The sequence below is a fragment of the Streptomyces sp. HUAS CB01 genome, from assembly GCF_030406905.1.
Lineage (GTDB): Bacteria > Actinomycetota > Actinomycetes > Streptomycetales > Streptomycetaceae > Streptomyces > Streptomyces chengbuensis.
In genome coordinates, this window is sequence record NZ_CP129137.1 from 4,287,249 (window position 1) to 4,308,719 (window position 21,471).

19 protein-coding genes are annotated in these 21,471 nt (G+C 71.3%); 10 read left to right on the forward strand and 9 right to left on the reverse strand.

Features of this window, described 5'->3' with window-relative positions; translation table 11 throughout:
- The first annotated feature begins 136 nt into the window (after positions 1-136).
- The gene (locus QRN89_RS19035) at positions 137-601 is read left to right on the forward strand and encodes a GatB/YqeY domain-containing protein (protein ID WP_290350618.1); all 465 of its coding nucleotides are present in this window, start codon (positions 137-139) and stop codon (positions 599-601) included.
- A 146-nt stretch (positions 602-747) separates the two neighbouring features.
- Here QRN89_RS19035 and QRN89_RS19040 read toward each other — a convergent pair whose 3' ends face one another.
- Entirely contained in the window at positions 748-2,997 is a 2,250-nt protein-coding gene (locus QRN89_RS19040) for a transglycosylase domain-containing protein (protein WP_290350619.1), read from the reverse strand.
- 361 nt (positions 2,998-3,358) lie between these two features.
- Here QRN89_RS19040 and QRN89_RS19045 point away from each other — a divergent pair, with 361 nt between their 5' ends.
- Positions 3,359-3,703 (forward strand): WhiB family transcriptional regulator, encoded by a 345-nt coding sequence (locus QRN89_RS19045; RefSeq protein ID WP_171052979.1) that lies wholly within the window; start codon positions 3,359-3,361, stop codon positions 3,701-3,703.
- Positions 3,704-4,151: 448 nt separating this feature from the next.
- Here QRN89_RS19045 and bagB read toward each other — a convergent pair whose 3' ends face one another.
- Together bagB and bagA are read right to left on the reverse strand one after the other, a co-directional pair.
- Positions 4,152-5,447: an ATPase BagB gene (gene bagB, locus QRN89_RS19050; RefSeq protein WP_290350620.1), complete on the reverse strand. Its 1,296-nt coding sequence runs from the start codon at positions 5,445-5,447 to the stop codon at positions 4,152-4,154.
- A gap of 13 nt (positions 5,448-5,460) precedes the next feature.
- A complete protein-coding gene (gene bagA, locus QRN89_RS19055; protein WP_290350621.1) occupies positions 5,461-6,453 on the reverse strand; it encodes an ATPase BagA in 993 nt (330 codons plus the stop codon).
- Between the two features lie 138 nt (positions 6,454-6,591).
- Between bagA and sp36 the strand changes: the two genes are divergently transcribed.
- The 5 genes from sp36 (at position 6,592) to QRN89_RS19080 (ending at position 10,855) form a co-directional block, all read left to right on the forward strand.
- The gene (gene sp36, locus QRN89_RS19060) at positions 6,592-6,750 is read left to right on the forward strand and encodes a Sp36 family protein (protein WP_017947820.1); all 159 of its coding nucleotides are present in this window, start codon (positions 6,592-6,594) and stop codon (positions 6,748-6,750) included.
- Positions 6,747-7,217, forward strand: coding sequence for a RidA family protein (locus QRN89_RS19065; protein WP_290350622.1), 471 nt, complete (start codon positions 6,747-6,749; stop codon positions 7,215-7,217). Before sp36 ends, QRN89_RS19065 begins: the two co-directional genes overlap by 4 nt.
- A 496-nt stretch (positions 7,218-7,713) precedes the next feature.
- The gene (locus QRN89_RS19070) at positions 7,714-8,607 is read left to right on the forward strand and encodes an NUDIX hydrolase (RefSeq protein ID WP_290350623.1); all 894 of its coding nucleotides are present in this window, start codon (positions 7,714-7,716) and stop codon (positions 8,605-8,607) included.
- Positions 8,604-9,434: an MBL fold metallo-hydrolase gene (locus QRN89_RS19075; protein WP_290350624.1), complete on the forward strand. Its 831-nt coding sequence runs from the start codon at positions 8,604-8,606 to the stop codon at positions 9,432-9,434. The genes QRN89_RS19070 and QRN89_RS19075 overlap by 4 nt, the downstream gene beginning before the upstream one ends.
- A gap of 536 nt (positions 9,435-9,970) precedes the next feature.
- Positions 9,971-10,855, forward strand: coding sequence for a prohibitin family protein (locus tag QRN89_RS19080; protein WP_290350625.1), 885 nt, complete (start codon positions 9,971-9,973; stop codon positions 10,853-10,855).
- Between the two features lie 231 nt (positions 10,856-11,086).
- Here QRN89_RS19080 and QRN89_RS19085 read toward each other — a convergent pair whose 3' ends face one another.
- On the reverse strand, positions 11,087-11,761 hold the full coding sequence (locus QRN89_RS19085; protein ID WP_017947815.1) for a Crp/Fnr family transcriptional regulator: 675 nt from the start codon (positions 11,759-11,761) through the stop codon (positions 11,087-11,089).
- A 526-nt stretch (positions 11,762-12,287) separates the two neighbouring features.
- Between QRN89_RS19085 and nth the strand changes: the two genes are divergently transcribed.
- From nth to QRN89_RS19100, 3 genes are all read left to right on the forward strand, one after another.
- Entirely contained in the window at positions 12,288-13,271 is a 984-nt protein-coding gene (gene nth, locus QRN89_RS19090) for an endonuclease III (RefSeq protein WP_290350626.1), read from the forward strand.
- 232 nt (positions 13,272-13,503) lie between these two features.
- A complete protein-coding gene (locus QRN89_RS19095; protein WP_290350627.1) occupies positions 13,504-14,199 on the forward strand; it encodes an NUDIX hydrolase in 696 nt (231 codons plus the stop codon).
- Positions 14,200-14,314: 115 nt separating this feature from the next.
- Positions 14,315-15,514 (forward strand): MarP family serine protease, encoded by a 1,200-nt coding sequence (locus QRN89_RS19100; RefSeq protein WP_290350628.1) that lies wholly within the window; start codon positions 14,315-14,317, stop codon positions 15,512-15,514.
- Positions 15,515-15,919: 405 nt separating this feature from the next.
- On the opposite strand, the gene QRN89_RS19105 is transcribed toward QRN89_RS19100, so the two are convergent.
- The 5 genes from QRN89_RS19105 to acs all read right to left on the reverse strand — a co-directional run bounded on the left by QRN89_RS19105 (position 15,920) and on the right by acs (position 21,377).
- Positions 15,920-16,099, reverse strand: coding sequence for a hypothetical protein (locus tag QRN89_RS19105; RefSeq protein ID WP_290350629.1), 180 nt, complete (start codon positions 16,097-16,099; stop codon positions 15,920-15,922).
- Between the two features lie 212 nt (positions 16,100-16,311).
- A complete protein-coding gene (locus QRN89_RS19110) occupies positions 16,312-17,268 on the reverse strand; it encodes an alpha/beta fold hydrolase (RefSeq protein WP_290350630.1) in 957 nt (318 codons plus the stop codon).
- On the reverse strand, positions 17,265-17,768 hold the full coding sequence (locus QRN89_RS19115; RefSeq protein WP_390701196.1) for a phage holin family protein: 504 nt from the start codon (positions 17,766-17,768) through the stop codon (positions 17,265-17,267). The genes QRN89_RS19110 and QRN89_RS19115 overlap by 4 nt, the downstream gene beginning before the upstream one ends.
- 40 nt (positions 17,769-17,808) lie before the next feature.
- Positions 17,809-19,206, reverse strand: coding sequence for a Na+/H+ antiporter NhaA (gene nhaA, locus QRN89_RS19120; protein ID WP_290350631.1), 1,398 nt, complete (start codon positions 19,204-19,206; stop codon positions 17,809-17,811).
- Positions 19,207-19,421: 215 nt separating this feature from the next.
- Positions 19,422-21,377 (reverse strand): acetate--CoA ligase, encoded by a 1,956-nt coding sequence (acs, locus tag QRN89_RS19125; protein ID WP_290350632.1) that lies wholly within the window; start codon positions 21,375-21,377, stop codon positions 19,422-19,424.
- Positions 21,378-21,471 lie beyond the last annotated feature (94 nt).

Sequence of the window (21,471 nt, forward strand, 5' to 3'; positions counted from 1 at the left end):
GGGCGGAAGGGACCGCAGGCGCGGGGGAGAGGGACCGCGGCCTCGCCCCGGCTTTCGTACGAGCGCGGGGCCCGCCCGGCGCGCGCCCCGGGAAATGCGCGGGCGCGTCACGGCGCGCGCCTGCCACAATCGACGCATGACCACGCTCAAGTCCAAGCTGCAGGAAGACCTCACCGAGGCGATCAGGGCGCGCGACGAGCTGCGCTCCTCGACGCTCCGGCTGACCCTCTCCGCGATCACCAAGGAGGAGGTCGCGGGCAAGGAGGCGCGTGAGCTCTCCGACGACGAGGTCCAGAAGGTGATCGCCAAGGAGGCGAAGAAGCGCCGCGAGGCGGCCGAGGCCTTCGCCCAGGGCGGACGTGCCGAGCAGGCGGACCGTGAGAAGGCGGAGGGCGAGATCCTCGACGCCTACCTGCCCAAGCAGCTGACGGACGACGAGTTGAACGGCATCGTGGCGCAGGCCGTCGAGGAGGCCAGGGCCGCCGGTGCCGAGGGTCCCCGGGCGATGGGCGCGGTCATGAAGATCGTGAACCCGAAGGTGGCGGGCCGCGCCGAGGGCGGCAGGGTGGCCGCCGCCGTCAAGAAGCTCCTCGCCGGCTGACTCGGCGGCCGGCGCGGGACCCGCGTTCGCGACCGTACGGCGAAGGGTCCCGGTGCCATCCGCACCGGGACCCTTCGCCGTTTCGCTTTCCGCCCTTGGCCCGCAGGGCGGCCGCAGACGGCCGCTCCCTCGGTCGGCGCGCGGGGTCACCCCCGCTGCCGGCCTCCGTCCCCGCCGCCGTCCTGGCCGCGGGTGACGTTGCCGCCGATGAAGTCCGGCGGGAGCGAGATGCCGGGGAACGGGTCCCGGCCGCCGTTCTTGCCCGGCTTGTCGTCGTTGCCGCGGCCGTCCTCCGGGCGCCCCTCGTCGTCCTCGTCGCCCTCCGGCTTCGACGTGTCGGGCACGTGGACGGTGTTGAAGTCCGGGGCCTCCTTGCCCTCCAGGGCCCCCGCCATCGCGTCCTTCCAGATCGGGCCGGGGACCTGACCGCCGAAGACCTTGTCGTGGTAGCGGCCGCCGATCCGGATGTTCACCATCTTGACCTTCTGGGTGGCACTGCCGACCCAGACCGCACCGGACAGGTTCGGCGTGTAGCCCACGAACCAGGCGTTCCTGCGCTCGTCCGTCGTACCCGTCTTGCCCGCGTTGTCACGGTCCGTCAGGCCGGCCTCCTGACCGGTACCGGAGTCGACCACACCGCGCAGCAGCGTGTTGATGGTGTCCGCCGTGCGCTCCGACATCACCTTGCCGCACTCGGTCTGCGGCACCCTGAGGCTCTTGCCGTCAGCGGTCGTGATCGACTCGATCGCGGTCGGCGTGCAGTGCGTCCCGCGGTTCGCGAACGTCGCGTACGCGTTGGCCATCGTCAGCGGCGAGATACCGGTCGAGCCGAGGGTCAGCGGCGCCGGGCTGGCCGGGAGCTTCTCCCCGTTGCCCTGCACCACGCCCAGGCGGTCGGTCATCTCCACGACGGGGCAGAGACCGATGTCTCCTATCATCTGCACGAAGTACGTGTTGACGGAGAGCTCCATCGCCTCGCGGAGGGCGTAGGGCCCGACTTCCTTCTCGTTCTCGTTCTCCACCGTGTCGCCGCCGCGGTTCCGCCACGGCCGGTCGGAGCAGCTCGCGATCGAGTCCGGGTACGGCATCTTGTACGGAGCCGGGTACGCCTGCGTCGGCGGACGCCCCTGCTCCAGTGCGGCCGCGGCCACGAACGGCTTGAAGGTCGAACCCACCGGGAAGCCGTAGTTGGAGCCACCCATCTTGGCGTCGACCGAGTAGTTGATCTGGGTCTCGTTCTCGCCGAAGCCGTACGGCTTGGACTGGCCCATCGCGATGATCCTGCCCGTCCCGGGCTCGACCATCGTGACCGCCGCCGCGACCTTGTCGTCCTGGTAGACGTGGTCCTTCAGCGACTCCTGGGCGGACTTCTGCGCCTGCGGGTCCAGGGTCGTACGGATCGTCAGACCGCCCTGGTTCCATACCTTGGCCCGCTCCTCGCGGGTCTTGCCGAAGACCGGGTCCGTGAGGAAGACCTCGCGCACGTAGTCGCAGAAGAAGCCCGCGCCGTCGACGGCCGTGATGCAGCCGTTCTTGGGCTTGCTGACCTTCAGCGTGATCGGCGTCTCCTTGGCCCTGTCGGCCTCGGACTGGGAGACGTCGCCGACGTCGGCCATCCGCTGCAGCACGGTGTTGCGACGCTTGGTCGCCTCCTCGCTGTCGTTCACGGGGTCGTAGCGGCTGGGCGACTGGACGATGCCGGCGAGCAGCGCGGCCTCCTCCAGCTTCAGGTTCTTCGCCGACTTCGAGAAGTAGCGCTTGGACGCCGCCTCGATGCCGTAGGCCTGCTGGCCGAAGAAGGTGATGTTGAGGTAGTTCTCGAGGATCTTCTTCTTCCCCAGCTCCTCCTCGACCTGGATCGCGTACTTGAGCTCGCGGACCTTGCGGCCGATGGTCTGCTGGGTGGCCTGGGCGACCTTGTCCGGGTCGTCGCCGGCCTCCTCGACGAAGACGTTCTTCACGTACTGCTGGGTGAGGGTCGAGGCGCCCTGGGCGACGCCGCCTTCCTGCGCGTTGCGGTTGAGCGCGCGCAGCACGCCCTTGAGGTCGATCGCCCCGTGCTCGTAGAAGCGGGCGTCCTCGATGGCGACGATCGCCTTCTGCATGTACGGCGAGACGTCCTTCAGCGGGACGACCGTGCGGTCACGCGAGTAGACCGTGGCGATCTGCCCGCCCTCGGAGTCAAGGATCGTCGTGCGCTGACTCAGCGGCGGGGTCTTGAGGTTGGCGGGGATCTCGTCGAACCCCTCGACCGTGCCCTTGGCGGCCAGTCCCAGCGCCCCGGCGGCCGGCAGGGCCAGGCCCGCCAGCACGGCTCCCGCGAGCACACTGACACCGAGGAACTTGGCGGCCTGCTGGGTCCCGGTCAGACCACCGCCCGATCGCTTCTTCGACATAGGGGCAGCCTACGTTCTCATTCTCCGGACACGCGTATATGCCTTGGCCTAAGCTGCTCCCAACTGTCACAGCAGTGCGGTTGTGTATCAAGACCCCGCGCCATCCCCGAATCGCCTCGCGGCGGCCTCCTCCCTGCGGTCGTTCCCCGCGCCCAGCCGATTTGCCGGATTTATTACGTATGCCCTCAGCTCACTCCCCCGGGTGATCTGCCGCTTACGCATAGTCCGTTCGGACCATTCAAGATTGGGCCCGAAGGGGGTGTTGCGCTGTGCCCACCTTCCGTAACGTCCTCAACTGGCAGCGGTGAATATGCCGCTGCCGCCGTGGGGGAGCCTCGATTCGGGAGAGGACGGCGCCGGCATGGGCTGGGTAACCGACTGGAGTGCGCAGGCAGCTTGCCGCACTACCGATCCGGATGAACTGTTCGTACAAGGAGCGGCGCAGAACAGGGCCAAGGCGGTGTGCACCGGATGCCCGGTGCGGACGGAGTGCCTGGCCGACGCGCTCGACAATCGCGTCGAGTTCGGCGTGTGGGGTGGCATGACCGAGCGGGAGCGGCGCGCATTGCTGCGCAGGCGCCCCACCGTCACCTCCTGGCGCCGCCTGCTGGAGACCGCGCGTACGGAATACGAGCGGAGCGCGGGCATCCTGCCCGTGGGGCTCGAGGACGACGAGACCTACGAGACGTTCGCGGCCGTGGGCTGAGGCGGCGGCCCGGTCCGACACGGGCCGACCCGGTGCCGGTCGCGCCACGGCGTGATCCTGCCCGTCGCCGGCCGCCCGCTCCGCGGGCCCGGGGGTCCGTTGGGCCGGTGAGCCGTGTGCGACGGGCGTGCCGTGGGCTGAGCCGGTCGGCGGCCTGACGTTCGGACGTCCCGCGACGCCGTACGGCGTGACCCTGCGTGCGAGCCCTGCTGGACGCCGAACACGGGCGGTCTGCCCGTGCCGTGTGCGGCCTTTCGAGCGTGCCGCCTCCGCGCGAGCGATGTGAGCCATCACACAGCGGCGCGGGCCGGTGCCCGCGTCGAGCGGAGGCGTACCTGCCGTCGCTCGTGCGCGTCGGGTCGACCGCGTCGTCCGGCCCGCCTTGCCGCACCGCGACCGGCCACGCGGACCACGGTCCGTAACGACGGTCTGCTGCGCCGACGGTCTGCTACGCGGCTCCGGGCGCGGAGCCACCGCCCGCGAGCTTGTCGCCGATCGCACGCAGACCGGCGAGGTCGTGCACATCGCCCGGCAGGGCGGCCACTTCGGCCACGGCCACCTCGGGATGGAGTGCGGTGAAACGGTCACGTGTGCGCTGCTCGCGCGACAGCACCTGCATCCGTTCGGCATGCAGGCGCAGCAGACCGGCGGTCAGTTGTGAGGTCGGGGGCGCCGAGGGCTGGTCGGACTCGGACTCGGAAACCGGCTCCACGGCGGAAGGGGTGGGAGAGGACCCCGTGGAGCCACGCCCAGCAGCCTTCCCGGCCTCCTGATCCACAATGCGGCCCTCGTCAAGATTTTCCGCGGCGGCGAGAGCACGCTCGGCGGACAGCCGGGCGGCACCGCTTCCGTGCACCCGGTTGAGCACCAGCCCGGCCAGCGGCATCTCCTCCGCCGCCAGGCGCTCCACGAAGTAGGCCGCCTCGCGCAGCGCGTCCCGCTCCGGGGCGGCGACCACCAGGAACGCCGTTCCGGGCGCCTGCAGCAGCCGGTACGTGGCATCGGCCCGAGTGCGGAACCCGCCGAACATCGTGTCCATCGCCGCCACGAAGGTCTGTACGTCCCGCAGCAGCTGACCGCCCAGCAGCTTCCCCAGCGTGCCGGTCATCATCGACATCCCGACGTTCAGGAACTTCATCCCGGCCCGGCCGCCCATCTTCGCCGGGGCCATCAGCAGCCGGATGAACTTGCCGTCCAGGAACGACCCCAGCCGCTTCGGGGCGTCCAGGAAGTCCAGCGCCGACCGCGACGGGGGAGTGTCCACCACGATCAGGTCCCACTCGTCGCGCGCCCTCAGCTGCCCCAGCTTCTCCATCGCCATGTACTCCTGCGTGCCCGCGAAACCGGCCGACAGGGACTGGTAGAAGGGGTTCTCCAGAATGGCGCGGGCCCGCGACGGGTCCGCGTGCGCCTCGACGATCTCGTCGAAGGTGCGCTTCATGTCGAGCATCATGGCGTGCAGTTCGCCGTCGCCCTCGATGCCCTCCACCCGGCGCGGGGTGTTGTCCAGCAGGTCGATCCCCATCGACTGGGCCAGCCGGCGTGCGGGGTCGATGGTGAGCACGACCGCCCGGCGGCCGCGCTCCGCCGCCCGCACCCCGAGGGCGGCAGCGGTCGTCGTCTTGCCCACCCCGCCCGCGCCGCAGCAGACGATGATGCGGATCCCCGGGTCGTCGAGCAGGGGGTCGATCTCGAGCAGCGGGGTGTCCTGCAGCGTGCTGCCGTGCGTCATCGACGACGTCATCCGTTCACTCCGGTCACTGGGCATCCGTCCCGGTATCGGCTCCGGCGGTCACACCGAGCTTTCGCAGCTCGGTCGCCAACTGGTACAGCCCGGCCAGGTCGACCCCCTCGCTCAGCAGGGGGAGTTCGTACGCCGGCAGCTCGAGGGCCTTCAGCGCAGCACGCTGCTCGCGCTCCAGCTCCACGCGCTGGGCGTGCTCGGCGGCCTGCTCCAGCAGCGGTCCGACCAGTCCGGCCGCACCGCTGACGCCCGCCCCGGTCAGCGACTTGGCGATGTCCTTGCGGCGGCCGGCGGTCGCGGCGGCACGGACCGCCTCCTCGTCCAGGATGTGCGGACGGACCATGTTCACGATCACGTTGCCGGTGGGGAGGTCCGCGGCGCGCAGCTCGGCGATGCCGTCCGCGGTCTCCTGGACGGGCATCTCCTCCAGCAGCGTCACCAGGTGCACCGCCGTCTCTGCGGACTTCAGTACGCGCATCACGGCCTGGGCCTGATTGTGTATCGGGCCGATCTTGGCGAGCCCCGCGACCTCGTCGTTGACGTTCAGAAAGCGGGTGATGCGGCCGGTCGGAGGGGCGTCCATGACGACGTGGTCGTAGGCGTACCGGCCCTGCTTGTCCCGGCGGCGGACGGCCTCGCAGGCCTTGCCGGTCAGGAGGACGTCCCGTACACCCGGTGCGATGGTCGTGGCGAAGTCGATCGCGCCGAGCTTCTTCAGCGCCCGGCCGGCCGACCCGAGTTTGTAGAACATCTGGAGGTAGTCGAGGAGGGCCCGCTCGGCGTCGATGGCGAGCGCGTGCACCTCACCGCCGCCGGGAGCGACGGCGATCTTGCGTTCCTCGTAGGGCAGCGCCTCCGTCTCGAAGAGCTGCGCGATGCCCTGCCTGCCCTCGACCTCGACGAGGAGGGTGCGCTTCCCCTCGGTCGCGAGGGCGAGCGCGAGGGCCGCGGCGACCGTCGTCTTACCGGTACCGCCCTTGCCGCTGACGACCTGGAGCCTGCTCACGTCCTGGAGCCTAACCAGTCGGCCCGCAGGCTAAGCGACCCCGGGTCGCCTTGGGCGGGTCAGGCGTGCCGGGGCGTCTCGCGTGCCGCACGAACCTGTGGCACGGAGCCGCACGCCGGTGCGGCTACAGTCGGCTCCATGACCAAGTGGGAATACGCGACCGTGCCCCTTCTCGTGCACGCGACCAAGCAGATCCTGGACACCTGGGGCGAGGACGGCTGGGAGCTCGTCCAGGTCGTCCCCGGGCCGAACAACCCCGAGCAGCTCGTGGCCTACCTCAAGCGGGAGAAGTCATGAGCGGTGCCGTCGAGGCCAAGCTCGCCGAACTCGGGCTGACGCTGCCGGCCGTCGTACCGCCGCTGGCGGCGTACCAGCCGGCCGTGCAGTCGGGCCCGTACGTCTACACCTCGGGGCAGCTCCCGATGGTGGAGGGCAAGCTTCCGGTCACGGGCAAGGTCGGTGCGGAGGTGACCCCGGAGGAGGCCAAGGAACTGGCCGCCACCTGTGCGCTGAACGCGCTGGCCGCCGTGAAGTCCATCGCCGGTGACCTGGACCGGATCGCCCGGGTCGTGAAGGTGGTCGGCTTCGTGGCCTCCGCTTCCGACTTCACCGGGCAGCCCGGCGTCATCAACGGCGCGAGCGAGCTTCTGGGTGCGGTCCTCGGCGACAAGGGTGTGCACGCGCGCAGCGCCGTGGGCGTCGCCGTGCTGCCGCTGGACGCGCCCGTCGAGGTCGAGATCCAGGTGGAGCTCGTCCAGGGCTGAGCCGTGAAGAGGCCCGGATCCCCGTCGCGGGGAGTCCGGGCTCTCTCTTCGACGGGGGACGGAGTCTCCTCGAGGAGCGGAGCCGGGGTCTCCCCTTCGGCGCCCGAAGTCTCCCTGCGGGTGTACGGGTCTCGTCCCCTCGACGGGTCCCGAACCCCGCTGCGGCCGGGGACCGTCCCCTCGACAGGTCCCGGTCCCTCGCGGCGGTCGGGGACTCGATCCCTCCACAGGTCCCGGTCCTCGCGGCGGCCAGGGACCCGTCCCCCTGGGCGGCCACCGGCCTCTCGTCGGGGAGTCGGGGTCGCCCCGACGGACTCCGGAGTCCTCCGTGGGAGGGCGGTCCGAACCGCCGCGCGGCAGGAACAGCCGGCGGGATCGCGCTCGCCGGCCCGCATCGGCGGAACCGCGGCGGACACGGGCCGGCCTGCCCGCCCGAACCGCCGCCGCGGACCGGGCACCCCTCGAACATCCGCGCGTGAGCGCATAGCATCCGGCCATGTCCAATGGTCAGTGGTACCCACCGGAATGGCCCGACCGGATCCGGGCGCTCGCCGCGGGCGAGATCACCGCCGTCGCCCCCCGCCGGGCGGCGACCGTGATGCTGCTCAAGGACGCCTCCGAGGGTGTACACGTCCATATGCTGCGCCGCCGCGCCTCCATGGCCTTCGCCGGGGGTGCGTACGTCTACCCCGGCGGCGGGGTGGACGAGCGGGACGCGCGCCCGGTGCGCTGGGCGGGGCCTTCCCTGTCCGAGTGGGCACAGCGGCTCGGGGTCGAGGACGAGGCGTCCGCGCAGGCCGTCGTCTGCGCGGCGGTCCGGGAGACCTACGAGGAGGCCGGGGTCCTGCTGGCCGGGGAGACCGGGGACTCCGTCGTCGAGGACACCACGGGCGACGACTGGGAGGCCGACCGTGCGGCGCTCGTCGACCGGAATCTGTCCTTCGCCGAGTTCCTGGACCGCAGGGGGCTGGTGCTGCGGTCGGACCTGCTCGGGGCCTGGGCCCGCTGGATCACCCCGGAGTTCGAGCCGCGCCGCTTCGACACCTGGTTCTTCGTCGCCTCGCTGCCCCACGGGCAGCGGACGAGGAACGCCTCCACCGAGGCGGACCGCACGGTGTGGATCCGGCCTGCCGACGCGACCGCCGGGTACGACAAGGGCGAGCTGCTGATGATGCCGCCGACGATCGCCACGCTGCGGGTGCTGGGGCGGTTCGCCACCGCCGCGGACGCCCTCGCCGCCGCGGCCGAACAGGACCTCGCGCCGATCCTGGCCCAGGCACGCCTGGAGAACGGGGAACTGGTGCTCAGCTGGCCGGGCCACGACGAGTTCACCAAACACGTCCCCGCGGGCGGGGCCGGACCGGCCGATCCGGCGGGAGGCACGCCATGACGAACGCATCGGCGCTGCCGGGTCAGCCGCGCGGCGCGGTGGTCTCCGGGCGGGCGACCTCCCGCACGATCAACGTCCTGGCGCCCAATCCGTCCGCGATGACGCTGGACGGCACCAACACCTGGATCGTCACCGAGCCCGACTCGGACCTCGCCGTCGTCGTGGACCCGGGCCCGCTCGACGAAGCGCACCTCCGGAACGTCGTCGCGACGGCCGAGGAGGCGGGCAAGCGGATCGCACTGACCCTGCTCACGCACGGGCATCCGGACCATGCGGAGGGAGCCGGCCGGCTCGCCGAGCTGACCGGGACGAAGGTGCGTGCCCTCGACCCCGCGCTGAGGCTCGGTGACGAAGGGCTGGCGGCGGGGGACGTGATCCGTACCGGGGGCCTGGAGCTGAGGGTCGTGCCGACCCCGGGGCACACGGCGGACTCGCTCTGCTTCCATCTGCCCGCCGACCGGGCCGTGCTGACGGGAGACACCATCCTCGGCCGGGGCACCACGGTCGTCGCGCATCCGGACGGCCGCCTCGGTGACTATCTGGACTCGCTGCGCCGGCTCCGTTCCCTGACCGTCGACGACGGGGTGCACACCGTGCTCCCAGGCCACGGACCGGTCCTGGAGGACGCCCAGGGCGCCGTGGAGTTCTATCTCGCCCATCGCGCGAACCGGCTCGCGCAGGTCGAGACGGCCGTCGAGAACGGCCACGGCTCCGCGGCCGACGTGGTCGCGCACGTGTACGCCGACGTGGACCGGTCGCTGTGGCCCGCGGCGGAGCTCTCGGTCCGGGCGCAGCTGGAGTACCTGCAGGAGCACGGCCTCATCTAGGCCGCGTTGCGAAGTCTCTCCCGGCCCGCGACGCCGGGCACGCACGCTCTCTGCGTTGTCGGATTCATCCAGGCACGTCCAGTACGAGGATGAGCCTCCGCCCTGCGATCGCACGCACCGGACGCCGCGCTGCCGCGGTGCTCCGGGCAGCCGGCCCAGTCGCCGGGCGGCCGGGCCCGCCGCCGGGGGCGCGGGCGCGCTGCACGCCCGCGGCGCGTGCACGGCGCGCTGCTCGACGCAGGCCCCGCCCTGCGGGCGGGCGGAGCTACTTTCACAACGCGGCCCAGGGCTGCCGGCCCCGGTTCCTCCTCATCGGCGGCCTCGTCGGGGGCACGGGCCTCCGGGTGCCTCCCCGCTCCCCTCCGGACCGCCTCCCGTGCCCGCCGGGCCTTACCCGTGCCGTCCCCCGGCCGTTCTCTCCGGGCCGGAGCGCGACCGCATCCGCGGAGGCACCCCGCTCCGGGGCCCGCGACACGGGTGCTTTACGCTCCGCTTACTTTCAGCGTTTCGTACTTGTACGTACCCGGGGGGAAACCGTGTTCGTCGTCTCCATCCTGCTCGTCGTCGCCGCCGTGGTGATGTTCTTCGTCGCGCGTGGCGGCGGGCCACGCGGCCTCAGGATCGGTGCCGCCGCCGCACTGATCGCCGGCGTGTTCGCCGGCATCTCCAGCATGGTGTACGTCGTCAGTGCCTACGAGGTCGGCGTCCCGGTCGCCTTCGGCAAGGTCGGCACGCCCATGACGTCCGGCATGCACGTCACGTCGCCCTTCACGAGCGTCACGACGTTCTCGACCCGGCCGGTCGACCTCAACCTCTCCGACAAGGACGTGGTCGAGGTGCGCTCCAGCCAGGGCGGCGTCATGTACGCGGAGGTGACGGTCAAGTGGGCGGTGACGCCCGCGAAGGCCGTCGAGCTCTACAAGCTCGCCGGCAGCGAGGACGCCATCCAGCAGCGACTGGTCTACCCGGACAGCCGTGAGATCGTCCGCAACGTCTTCGCCCGCTACACCAGCGAGCAGGGCTACGCGTCGGCCCGCGAGCAGATCAACACGGAGATCGGCCGTCTCGTCAAGGAGCGGCTGGCCCCTCGCGGCATCGACGTGACCACGGTGAACCTGCGCAATGTGAAGCCGTCCGACCGTCTGCAGGACCAGATCGACCGCAAGATCCAGCAGCAGCAGGCCACGGAGCGTGCGACCGAGGCGGCGCGCACCGCGACGGCGGAGGCCGAGCGGCGAAGGATCGAGGCCGAGGGCATCGCCCGGGCGAACAAGATCCTCAACAACTCGCTGACGGACAAGGTCCTGATGAACCAGTGCATCGACGCCTACAAGGACGCGGCGGCCAAGAACCCCGTCTACGCCGTTCCGTGCGGCGGCGGCAGCGGGAACCCGCTGATCGTGGACGGCAGCAAGCGCTGACCGACCGCGTACGCGGTGATCGGGGCGCCCGGAGAGAGGTGCTCGGGACACGCGAAGGGGCCGCCCGGCAGATCTGCCGGGCGGCCCCTTCGTTCCGTGTCTGTCAGCGGCCGTGCCGAGCCGCGCGTACCGGAGCCGGGCCCCGGGTGCGGTCCCGTCGGGCCCGACGGTCGTACGATCCCGTGCGAGGCGCCTCCGTACGAGGGCTGCCGGGGCCCGCCCGGACGGCGGCTACCGGGAACGCTTGGCGAGGCGCTCCACGTCGAGCAGGATGACGGCGCGGGCCTCGAGGCGGAGCCAGCCGCGCTGTGCGAAGTCGGCGAGCGCCTTGTTCACGGTCTCGCGGGAGGCGCCGACGAGCTGGGCCAACTCTTCCTGGGTCAGGTCGTGGACGACGTGGATGCCCTCCTCCGACTGCACGCCGAAGCGGCGCGAGAGGTCGAGGAGCGCCCGGGCGACACGGCCGGGGACATCGGAGAAGACCAGGTCGGACATCTGGTCGTTGGTCTTGCGGAGCCTGCGGGCGACGGCGCGCAGCAGGGCGGTGGCCACCTCGGGGCGTGCGTTCAGCCAGGGCTGCAGGTCGCCGTGGCCCAGGCCGAGGAGCTTGACCTCGGTGAGGGCGGTGGCGGTCGCGGTGCGCGGGCCCGGGTCGAAGAGGGACAGTTCGCCGATCAGCTCACCGGGACCGAGCACGGCCAGCATGTTCTCCCGGCCGTCGGGCGAGGTGCGGTGGAGCTTGACCTTGCCCTCGGTGACCACGTACAGGCGGTCGCCGGGGTCGCCCTCGTGGAAGAGCGCGTCGCCGCGGGCGAGCGTCACTTCACTCATCGAGGCGCGGAGCTCCGCGGCCTGCTCGTCATCGAGCGCCGCGAAGAGCGGGGCGCGCCGCAGAACGTCGTCCACGAGTTCTCTCCTTGTCGACCTGCTCAGGGGACGGTGGTCCCCATGATGCCGCACAGGAAAACAGTGCGATCGATCACAAGGGTCCACCACAAGTTTGACGCACCGGCCCCTCCTGCCGTGCGTCAGGGGCCGATTCGAGTGGTGATCCGCCATGGCCGGGGCGGATGTCCCTGGCGGCCCTTAGGCTGGCCGGGTGTCCAATTCGCCGGTGAGAGCACAGGCCGAGGGGGCCATCAGAGTGGCAGGGGAGCAAAATTCCGCTGTGGGCGAACATGATTCATCCGCACCGACAGAAGTAGCAAAAGCGAAAAACAGGACCAGCTCCACGGCTTCCCCGACGGCACCACGGGCGGCGGAGCGGAAGACGCCGGAGGCGAAGACGGCTGCCGCGAGGAAGGCCGCCGGCAGGAAGACCGCAGCCGGGACCGCTTCCGGGTCCCCCGCGGGGAAGGCGGCGGAGTCCTCCAGGGCTACGACCACGACCAGGAAGGCCGCCGTCAAGAAGGTCGCCGCCAAGCAGGCCCCCGTGAGGAAGTCAGCGGCCCCGAGCGGGACCGCCACCACCGGGGCAGCCTCCGCGAGGAAGGCCGCCTCCGCGAAGACGGCCGCCTCCGCGAAGAAGACCGCAGCCACGGAGAAAGCCACGGCCCTGAAGAAGGCGTCGGCCGCGAAGAAGGCCGCCCCCGCGAAGAAGGCCGCGGGCTCCGGGACGGCGGCCAAGGCGCGGACCACTCCCGCGGCCAGGCCCGAGTCGCGGCAGGCCATGGTCCGCCGGGCCCGGCGGATCAATCGCGAGCTGGCCGAGGTGTATCCGTACGCGCACCCCGAGCTCGACTTCCTGAACCCCTTCCAGTTGCTCGTCGCCACGGTCCTGTCCGCCCAGACCACGGATCTGCGGGTGAACCAGACGACGCCCGCGCTCTTCGCGGCGTACCCGACGCCCGAGGACATGGCCGCCGCCGTGCCGGAGGAACTGGAGGAGCTGATCAGGCCGACCGGCTTCTTCCGGGCCAAGGCGAAGTCCCTCATCGGCCTCTCCAGGGCCCTGCGGGACGATTTCGGCGGCGAGGTCCCGGGGCGGCTGGAAGACCTGGTCACGCTGCCGGGCGTGGGGCGCAAGACGGCCTTCGTGGTGCTGGGGAACGCGTTCGGGGTCCCGGGTATCACCGTCGACACCCACTTCATGCGGCTCGCCCGCCGATGGAAGTGGACCGAGCAGGACGACCCGGTCAAGATCGAGGCGGAGGTCGCCGAGATCTTCCCGAAGAGCGACTGGACGATGCTCTCCCACCGGGTGATCTTCCACGGCCGCCGGATCTGCCACGCCCGCAAGCCCGCCTGCGGCGCCTGCCCCATCACGCGGCTGTGCCCCTCCTACGGGGAGGGCGAGACCGATCCGGAGAAGGCGAAGAAGCTCCTGAAGTACGAGATGGGGGGCTTCCCCGGGCAGCGTCTGAACCCTCCGCCCGACTACCCGGGCAAGCCCGCGCCTCCGCTGGGGGCCGCGTGATCCCTCCGGGCGCCTGCCGCCGGACCCGGCGGCAGGCGCCCGGCTGCCCGACCCCGGTCCGGCGGGCCTCGCCCGCCTCGCCCGCCTCGCCCGCCTCGCCCGCCTGGGCCCGGTCGGTGCGGTCGGGCACGTCGTCCTGCAGGGTCCCCCGGACCGCGTCGGGACGCGGTCTGCCGCAGCCGGGCCGGAACGATCCCGGCCACCGCACGCGTTGCACACCACGGGGGTGCCCATGACACGCACACATGAGACATACGACGGCGACGCGGTCGTGAGCAGCGACGGCCTGCCCGAGTGGCTGGAGCCGGTCGAGCGGTCCGCCAGGACGATCGCTCCCGAGCAACTCAGCCGGTTCCTTCCGCCCGAAGGCGGCGGGGGGCGGCAGTCAGCCGTGCTGATCCTCTTCGGGCACGGCGCCCAGGGCCCCGAACTGCTGCTCATGGAGCGGGCGAGCAGTCTGCGCTCCCACGCCGGCCAGCCGTCGTTCCCCGGCGGTGCCCTCGACCCCGAGGACGGGGATCCGGCCACCACGGGGCCGCTCCGCGCGGCACTCCGGGAGGCGGAGGAGGAGACCGGTCTGGATCCGTCCGGCGTCCAGATCTTCGGCGTGCTGCCCCGGCTGTACATCCCGGTGAGCGGCTTCGTCGTTACCCCGGTCCTCGGCTGGTGGCGCGACCGCTCGCCCGTCGCCGCCGTCGACCCGGCCGAGACCGCCCGGGTCTTCACGGTGCCCGTGGCGGATCTCACGGACCCGGCGAACCGGGCGACGAGCGTCCACCCCAGCGGTCACCTCGGCCCGGCATTTCTGGTCGAATCGGCTCTGGTCTGGGGTTTCACCGCCGGAGTGATCGACCGCATCCTTCACTTCGCGGGCTGGGAGCGGCCATGGGACCGGTCCAAGCAGGTCCCGCTCGACTGGCGCGCATGAGACCGTTGCCCCCGTGCTGTGTTTTCCCGGTGGCCGGTCCGGCGTCACCGGGAGCTGATCCGGAGACCCCCTGCCGGACGGAGTGCCGGACGACGAAACTGCGAGGCTATCGACGGTGAACGTGCTGGACATCCTGCTGCTGCTCGCCGCCGTGTGGTTCGCCGTCGTCGGGTACCGCCAGGGCTTCGTCGTCGGCATCCTGTCGGTGATCGGATTCCTCGGCGGTGGGCTCGTCGCCGTCTATCTGCTCCCGTTCCTCTGGGACCGGATGACGAACGGCACGGAGGTGTCCACGGCAGCGGCGATCGTCGCGGTCGTGATCGTGATCGTCTGCGCGTCCGTCGGCCAGGCCCTCACCACCCACCTCGGCAACAAGCTCCGCAGGTACATCACATGGACCCCCGCGCGGGCGCTGGACGCGACCGGCGGCGCCCTGGTGAACGTCCTCGCCATGCTGGTCGTGGCCTGGATCATCGGCTCCCTCTTCGCCTTCACCACCCTGCCGCCGTTCGGCAAGGAGGTCCGGAACTCCAAGGTCCTCCTCGGGGTCTCCAGGGTGATGCCCGCGCAGGCGGACAGATGGTTCGACGACTTCTCGTCGATGCTCGCGCAGAACGGATTCCCGCAGGTCTTCAGCCCCTTCGCCAATGAGCCCATCACCGAGGTCAGGCCCCCGGACCCGGCGCTGGTCAACAGCCCGGTCGCGGCCCGCGCGCAGCGCTCCATCGTCAAGGTCGTCGGCACCGCGCAGAGCTGCAACAAGGTGCTGGAAGGCACGGGCTTCGTCTTCGCCGAGCGCCGTGTCATGACGAACGCGCACGTCGTGGGTGGAGTCGACGAGCCGACCGTGCAGATAGGCGGCGAGGGCAGGCGGTACGACGCGAAGGTCGTCCTCTACGACTGGAAGCGCGACATCGCCGTCCTGGACGTCCCCGACCTGAAGGCACCGCCCCTGCGCTTCGCCGAGGCGGACGCCCGTTCCGGGGACAGCGCGATCGTCGCGGGCTTCCCGGAGAACGGCTCGTACGACGTGCGCTCCGCGCGTGTCCGCGGCCGCATAGACGCCAAGGGACCGGACATCTACCGCAGCGGCGAGGTGCGCCGCGACGTCTACTCGCTGTTCGCGACGGTCCGCCAGGGCAACTCCGGCGGCCCGCTGCTCACGGCCGACGGCCAGGTGTACGGAGTGATCTTCGCCCGGTCGCTCGACGACGCCCAGACGGGTTACGCGCTGACGGCGGACGAGATCCGCGACGACATCAGGCTCGGCCGCACGGCCAATCAGCAGGTCGACAGCCAGGCCTGCGCGCTCTGACGTTCCCCGCCGTACGGGCACGCGCGACGACCGGCATCGCCGGGCGCCGCCCGGCGCCGGCGGTGCGCGCCGGTGTCCGCCGGCCGCGGGCACGCCGCCGGGGCCGCCGTGGGGTCCCGGCACCGGACGCAGGGCGCGCCTGCCGGCGTAGCCGCTCCGGACCGAGGCCGCTTCCCCGTGCGTCGGCCGAACCCGGAGGCGTGGCGTGTGCCGTTCGTCAGCCGGTCCGGTCGCGCCGCAGGTGCCGTGGCTCAGCGGAGGCGAGCGGAGTCCGCGTGCAGGCGACCGGCCCCGTGCGCACAGCTGTGCCGGGGAGGCCGGTACTCCCTGTGCGGGGTTCCGCGCCCACAGGCGGGTCCGCCCCGTGGAGCGTGAGCAGGTGACGCGGACGGCGGTGTGACGCCGTCAGCCGCGAGGATGGCGCAGTCGCGCCGAGACCCAGCGGGCCCGGCGCCGGAGGATGCGCGGAATCCCGAGACGGGGATCATGGCCCCGCCCCTGGGGGCCGCCCCTTTCGTCCGCCAGCGGCGCGGAGGCCGAGCGGGAGTTGCGTGCTGTGTCACCGTAGTCGTGCGTCCAGCCCATACCCCGACGTGTGCCCGTGCCCCAAGGTCGGTAACCGCATCGGGGCCCGCCAATTGGCCTATGCGCGAGGCAATCCCCGTTTACCGCACACCCGTTCGCGGGGCGACCGCTCCGGCGTGCGGATGTGCGGCGGTCAAGTCGACCGAGGCGGCCCCGGTGAGCCGGAGCGCACCGCGGTGACGCGCGGCCCGGAGCGGCGTCCGGGCCCGGGATCAGCGGTCCGGCTCGGGGTCCTTCAGCCAGTTGATGAGCTCGTTGGAGAACGCCACCGGGTCCTCCTCATGGGGGAAGTGGCCCAGCCCGTCGAACAGCCTCCAGCGGTACGGGGCTTCGACGTACTGCCCGGAGCCCGCCGCGCTGCGCGTGCGCATCGCCGGGTCCAGCGAACCGTGGAGATGGAGCGTCGGAACCCGTACCGGACGCTTCATCCTGCGGTTGAACTGGATGCCGTCCGGACGCGCCAGCGACCGCACCATCCACCGGTACGGCTCGATCGAGCAATGCGCCGTCGACGGGATGGACATGGCCCGGCGGTAGACGTCGAGCGTCTCCTCCTCGGGCGGGCGCGGACCGGACCACTCCCGGATCAACCGGCCCACCAAGGCCGCCTCGTCCGCGAGGAGCTGACGCTCCGGCAGCCACGGACGCTGGAAGCCCCACACGTACGATCCGGCACGGCTCTGGGCGAAGTCGCCGAGCATCGAGGAACGCCAGCGGCGCGGGTGCGGCATCGAGGAGACCACGAGCCGGCGGACGAGCTTGGGCCGCATCACGGCCGCCGTCCAGGCGAGGTAGCCGCCGAGGTCGTGGCCGACGAGGGCCGCGTCGGGTTCGCCGAGGGACCGCACGACGCCGGTGATGTCGAGCGCGAGGTTCGCCGGGTCGTAACCCCGGGGCGTACGGTCGCTGCCCCCGACGCCGCGGAGGTCCATCGCGACCGCGCGGAAGCCGGCGTCGGCCAGCGCGGTGAGCTGGTGCCGCCACGTCCACCAGAACTGCGGGAAGCCGTGCAGGAGCAGCACCAGCGGCCCGTCGCCCAGCTCCGCGATGTGGAAGCGCGCACCGTTGGCCGCCACGTCCCGATGGGTCCAGGGGCCATCGATCCGTACGGGGCCGCCGTTTCCGGTGCTGTTTCCGTTGCCGACAGAGGGCGTATCGGGTGCCGTCATGCGGACGAGCGTGCCACAGATGTGGACGGGTCCTTCGCTCCACGGGGGTGCGGCTTGGCGTTCTGGAGCACTGCGGCGGTCCGCTTGGCCGAGGCGATGGAGCGCTCCGGCGGCTTGACCTTCTTGAACTTGGTCATGGCCAGCAGCGCCGCCAGGCCCGCCAGCAGCAGGAAGGCCGCTCCCACGATCAGGAACGACCAGGCGAGTCCCAGGCCGAGGTTGTGGATGCCGTACGCCGCGGCGAAGCTCAGCACCGGCAGGGAGAACAGGGCGAGCACACCGGCGACCGTGCCGGCCACACCGCCCGTCACGCCCCGCTTGACGTCCTGCCTGAGCTCGGCCTTGGCCAGCGCGATCTCGTCGTGCACCAGGGCGGACATCTCGGCGGTCGCGGACGCCACCAGCTGTCCCATGGTCTTGTCGGCGCCGGCCAGCCGAACCGGTCCGACCACATCGCCCGCGGCTTCGACGACGGTGGTGCTCCTGCCGGGGTCGCTCATCGGTGACTCCCCTCATCTCTGCTTCGGATCTGCTGTCAGATCATGCCGGACTGTCGCCGTCGGCGCGCGACGCACCCGCGACTTCCGCCCTCCGCCGGTGCTCCGCGGCCTTCTTCTCGTAGATCTCGGCCATCCGCAGGTGATACTCCGGGTTGTCCTGTTCGTACACATCCGGAATGCCGTCCTGGTCCTCGTCGCGCTCCTCCGCCTCGCACAGGGCCTGGTACTTGCGTACCCGCAGTTTCAGCAGCACACAGGCGATCACCGCGGCGATCAGGGAGCCGAGGAGCACCGCCGCCTTGACCTCGTCGGTCAGGACGGCGTCCCCGGCGAAGGCCAGCTCGCCGATGAGCAGGGAGACGGTGAAGCCGATGCCGGCCAGCGACGCGACCGCGAAGACGTCGGGCCAGGCCAGCTCCTCGTTGAGCTCGGCCCTGGTGAAGCGGGCGGCCAGCCAGGTGCCGCCGAAGATGCCGATGGACTTGCCGGCCACCAGACCGATCAGGACACCCAGGGTCTCGGGACGGGTGAAGACGGCGTGCAGGGCGCTGCCGGAGACGCTGACACCCGCCGAGAACAGAGCGAACAGCGGTACGGCGATGCCGGCGGAGATCGGCCGCACCAGATGCTCGATGTGCTCGCCGGGGGAGTGCTCCTCGCCCTCGCGCCGGGTGCAGCGCAGCATGAGGCCCATGGCGACGCCGGCGATCGTGGCGTGGACGCCGCTGTTGTACATGAGCCCCCAGACGACGAGGGCCAGCGGGACGTACACGTACCAGCCGCGCACGCCCTTGTGCAGCAGGAACCAGAAGACCACGAGGCCGACCACCGCTCCGCCGAGCGCGGCGAAGTTCAGGTCGCTGGTGAAGAAGATCGCGATGATCAGGATCGCGAAGAGGTCGTCGACGACGGCGAGGGTCAGGAGGAACGCGCGGATCGCGGACGGCAGCGACGTGCCGATCACCGCGAGCACGGCGAGGGCGAAGGCGATGTCGGTGGCGGTGGGCACCGCCCAGCCCGCCAGCGAACCGCCGCCGGCGGTGCTGACCAGCGTGTAGACGAGCGCGGGGGCCGCCATGCCGCAGACGGCGGCGATGACGGGGAGCGCGGCGGCCTTGGGGTCGCGCAGTTCGCCGGCGACGAGTTCCCGCTTGAGCTCGATCCCGGCGACGAAGAAGAAGATCGCGAGAAGTCCGTCGGCCGCCCAGTGCTGGACGGACAGATCGAGCCCGAGCGACGCGGGGCCCAGGTGGAAGTCGGCCACGGCCTCGTAGCTGCGGCCGAGCGGGGTGTTGGCCCAGAGAAGTGCGGCGACGGCGGCGACGAGCAGGAGGACTCCGCCGACGGTCTCGGTGCGCAGTGCTTCCGCCACGAAGTTCCGCTCGGGGAGCGAAAGGCGTCCGAGGAACTTACGGGGGCTGGGGGTCGGCGCTGCCACGAGTGGGGACCTCCGGTCGGATAGGCACGGCAAAGCACATGCCGACCAGACTTCCCGGCGCACCTCGGTTTTCCTGACGCATCTCTGATGCGGTTCCTTACCCTACCTAATCACTTCGTCGGGTGTACCGGGTACGTACGGTTGATCTTCACCATAGGCGCAAAAGGGGCACCCGGCGCGTTCGCTCCGGGTGCCCCTCACGGTGGACTGCGGGCTCAGTCCTCCGAGGCAGCCGTCGGCAGCTTGGACTGGATGAGGTCCATCACCGAGGAGTCGGTGAGGGTCGTGACGTCACCGAGCTGCCGGTTCTCCGCGACGTCCCGCAGCAGCCGGCGCATGATCTTGCCGGAGCGGGTCTTGGGCAGCTCGGCCACCGGCAGCACGCGCTTGGGCTTGGCGATCGGTCCGAGCGTCGCCCCGACGTGGTTGCGCAGCTCGGCGACGAGGTTCTCGTCCTCGCTCGCGGTGCCGCGCAGGATCACGAACGCCACGATGGCCTGGCCCGTGGTCTCGTCGGCCGCGCCGACGACGGCCGCCTCGGCGACCTTGGGGTGCGAGACCAGGGCCGACTCGACCTCGGTCGTCGAGATGTTGTGGCCGGAGACGAGCATGACGTCGTCGACGCGGCCCAGCAGCCAGATGTCGCCGTCGTCGTCCTTCTTCGCGCCGTCGCCCGCGAAGTACCGGCCCTCGAAGCGCGACCAGTACGTGTCGAGGAAGCGCTGGTCGTCACCCCAGATGGTGCGGAGCATCGAGGGCCACGGCTCGGTGAGGACCAGGTAGCCACCGCCGCCGTCGGGCACTTCGCGGCCCTCGTCGTCGACGACGGTCGCGGCGATGCCGGGCAGCGGTCGCTGGGCCGAGCCGGGCTTGGTCTCGGTGACGCCGGGCAGCGGCGAGATCATCATGGCGCCGGTCTCGGTCTGCCACCAGGTGTCCACGATGGGGGTGGAGCCGCCGCCGATGTGCTCCCGGTACCAGATCCACGCCTCGGGGTTGATGGGTTCACCGACCGAACCGAGGACCCGCAGGCTCGACAGGTCGAACTTGGCGGGGATGTCGTCGCCCCACTTCATGAACGTGCGGATCGCCGTCGGCGCCGTGTAGAGGATCGTGACGCCGTACTTCTGGACGATCTCCCAGAAGCGGCCCTGGTGCGGGGTGTCGGGGGTGCCCTCGTACATCACCTGCGTCGCGCCGTTGGCCAGGGGCCCGTACACGATGTACGAGTGGCCGGTCACCCAGCCGATGTCGGCCGTGCACCAGTAGACGTCCGTCTCCGGCTTGAGGTCGAAGACGGCGTGGTGGGTGTAGGCCGCCTGGGTGAGGTAGCCGCCGGAGGTGTGCAGGATCCCCTTCGGCTTACCCGTCGTGCCGGACGTGTACAGGATGAAGAGCGGGTGCTCCGCTTCGAACGCCTCGGGGGTGTGCTCGGCCGGCTGACGGCCGACGACGTCGTGCCACCACACGTCCCTGCCCTCGGTGATCGCGGTGTCCTGGCCGGTGCGGCGGACCACCAGCACGTGCTCGACCTGCGGGCACTTGGCCACCGCTTCGTCGATGGCGGGCTTGAGCGCGCTGGGCTTGCCGCGGCGGTAGCCGCCGTCGGCGGTGATGACCAGCTTGGCGTCGGCGTCCTGGATGCGGGAGGCCACGGCGTCCGCCGAGAAGCCGCCGAAGACCACCGAGTGTGCGGCGCCGATCCGGGCGCAGGCCAGCATCGCCACGGCGGCCTCGGGGATCATGGGCATGTAGACCGCGACCCGGTCGCCCTTGCGGACGCCCAGCTCCGTCAGGGCGTTGGCGGCCCTGGAGACCTCGTCCTTGAGTTCGGCGTAGGTGAGGGAGCGGCTGTCGCCCGGCTCGCCCTCGAAGTGGATGGCGACGCGGTCCCCGTGCCCGGCCTCGACGTGGCGGTCCACGCAGTTGTACGCGACGTTGAGCCTGCCGTCGCTGAACCACTTCGCGAAGGGCGGGTTCGACCAGTCCAGGATCTCGGTCGGCTCCTGGGCCCAGGTGAGCCGGCGCGCCTGCTCGGCCCAGAAGCCGAGCCTGTCCGCCGCGGCCTGCTCGTACGCCCCCGCCGTCACGTTGGCGTGGGCGGCCAGCTCGGCCGGCGGTGCGAACCGCCGCTCTTCCTTCAAGAGGTTGGCCAGGCTCTCGTTGCTCACGACATCTCCCTTTCCCAGGGCGTCCTATGTGCCTATGTGTCCCAGGCCATAGCTCATCAGGCGGAGGGCCGGGTGACAAGGGCCTTCAGGAAAT

Bases quoted from the DNA above. Each gene is read 5' to 3' on its own strand.
- QRN89_RS19075 (WP_290350624.1), top strand. From the start codon at position 8,604: ATGACGAACGCATCGGCGCTGCCGGGTCAGCCGCGCGGCGCGGTGGTC.
- QRN89_RS19110 (WP_290350630.1), bottom strand. From the start codon at position 17,268: ATGACGGCACCCGATACGCCCTCTGTCGGCAACGGAAACAGCACCGGA.
- QRN89_RS19105 (WP_290350629.1), bottom strand. From the start codon at position 16,099: ATGGGCTGGACGCACGACTACGGTGACACAGCACGCAACTCCCGCTCG.
- QRN89_RS19045 (WP_171052979.1), top strand. From the start codon at position 3,359: ATGGGCTGGGTAACCGACTGGAGTGCGCAGGCAGCTTGCCGCACTACC.
- QRN89_RS19040 (WP_290350619.1), bottom strand. From the start codon at position 2,997: ATGTCGAAGAAGCGATCGGGCGGTGGTCTGACCGGGACCCAGCAGGCC.
- QRN89_RS19115 (WP_390701196.1), bottom strand. From the start codon at position 17,768: ATGAGCGACCCCGGCAGGAGCACCACCGTCGTCGAAGCCGCGGGCGAT.
- QRN89_RS19035 (WP_290350618.1), top strand. From the start codon at position 137: ATGACCACGCTCAAGTCCAAGCTGCAGGAAGACCTCACCGAGGCGATC.
- QRN89_RS19070 (WP_290350623.1), top strand. From the start codon at position 7,714: ATGTCCAATGGTCAGTGGTACCCACCGGAATGGCCCGACCGGATCCGG.
- QRN89_RS19065 (WP_290350622.1), top strand. From the start codon at position 6,747: ATGAGCGGTGCCGTCGAGGCCAAGCTCGCCGAACTCGGGCTGACGCTG.
- bagB (WP_290350620.1), bottom strand. From the start codon at position 5,447: ATGACGTCGTCGATGACGCACGGCAGCACGCTGCAGGACACCCCGCTG.
- sp36 (WP_017947820.1), top strand. From the start codon at position 6,592: ATGACCAAGTGGGAATACGCGACCGTGCCCCTTCTCGTGCACGCGACC.
- QRN89_RS19095 (WP_290350627.1), top strand. From the start codon at position 13,504: ATGACACGCACACATGAGACATACGACGGCGACGCGGTCGTGAGCAGC.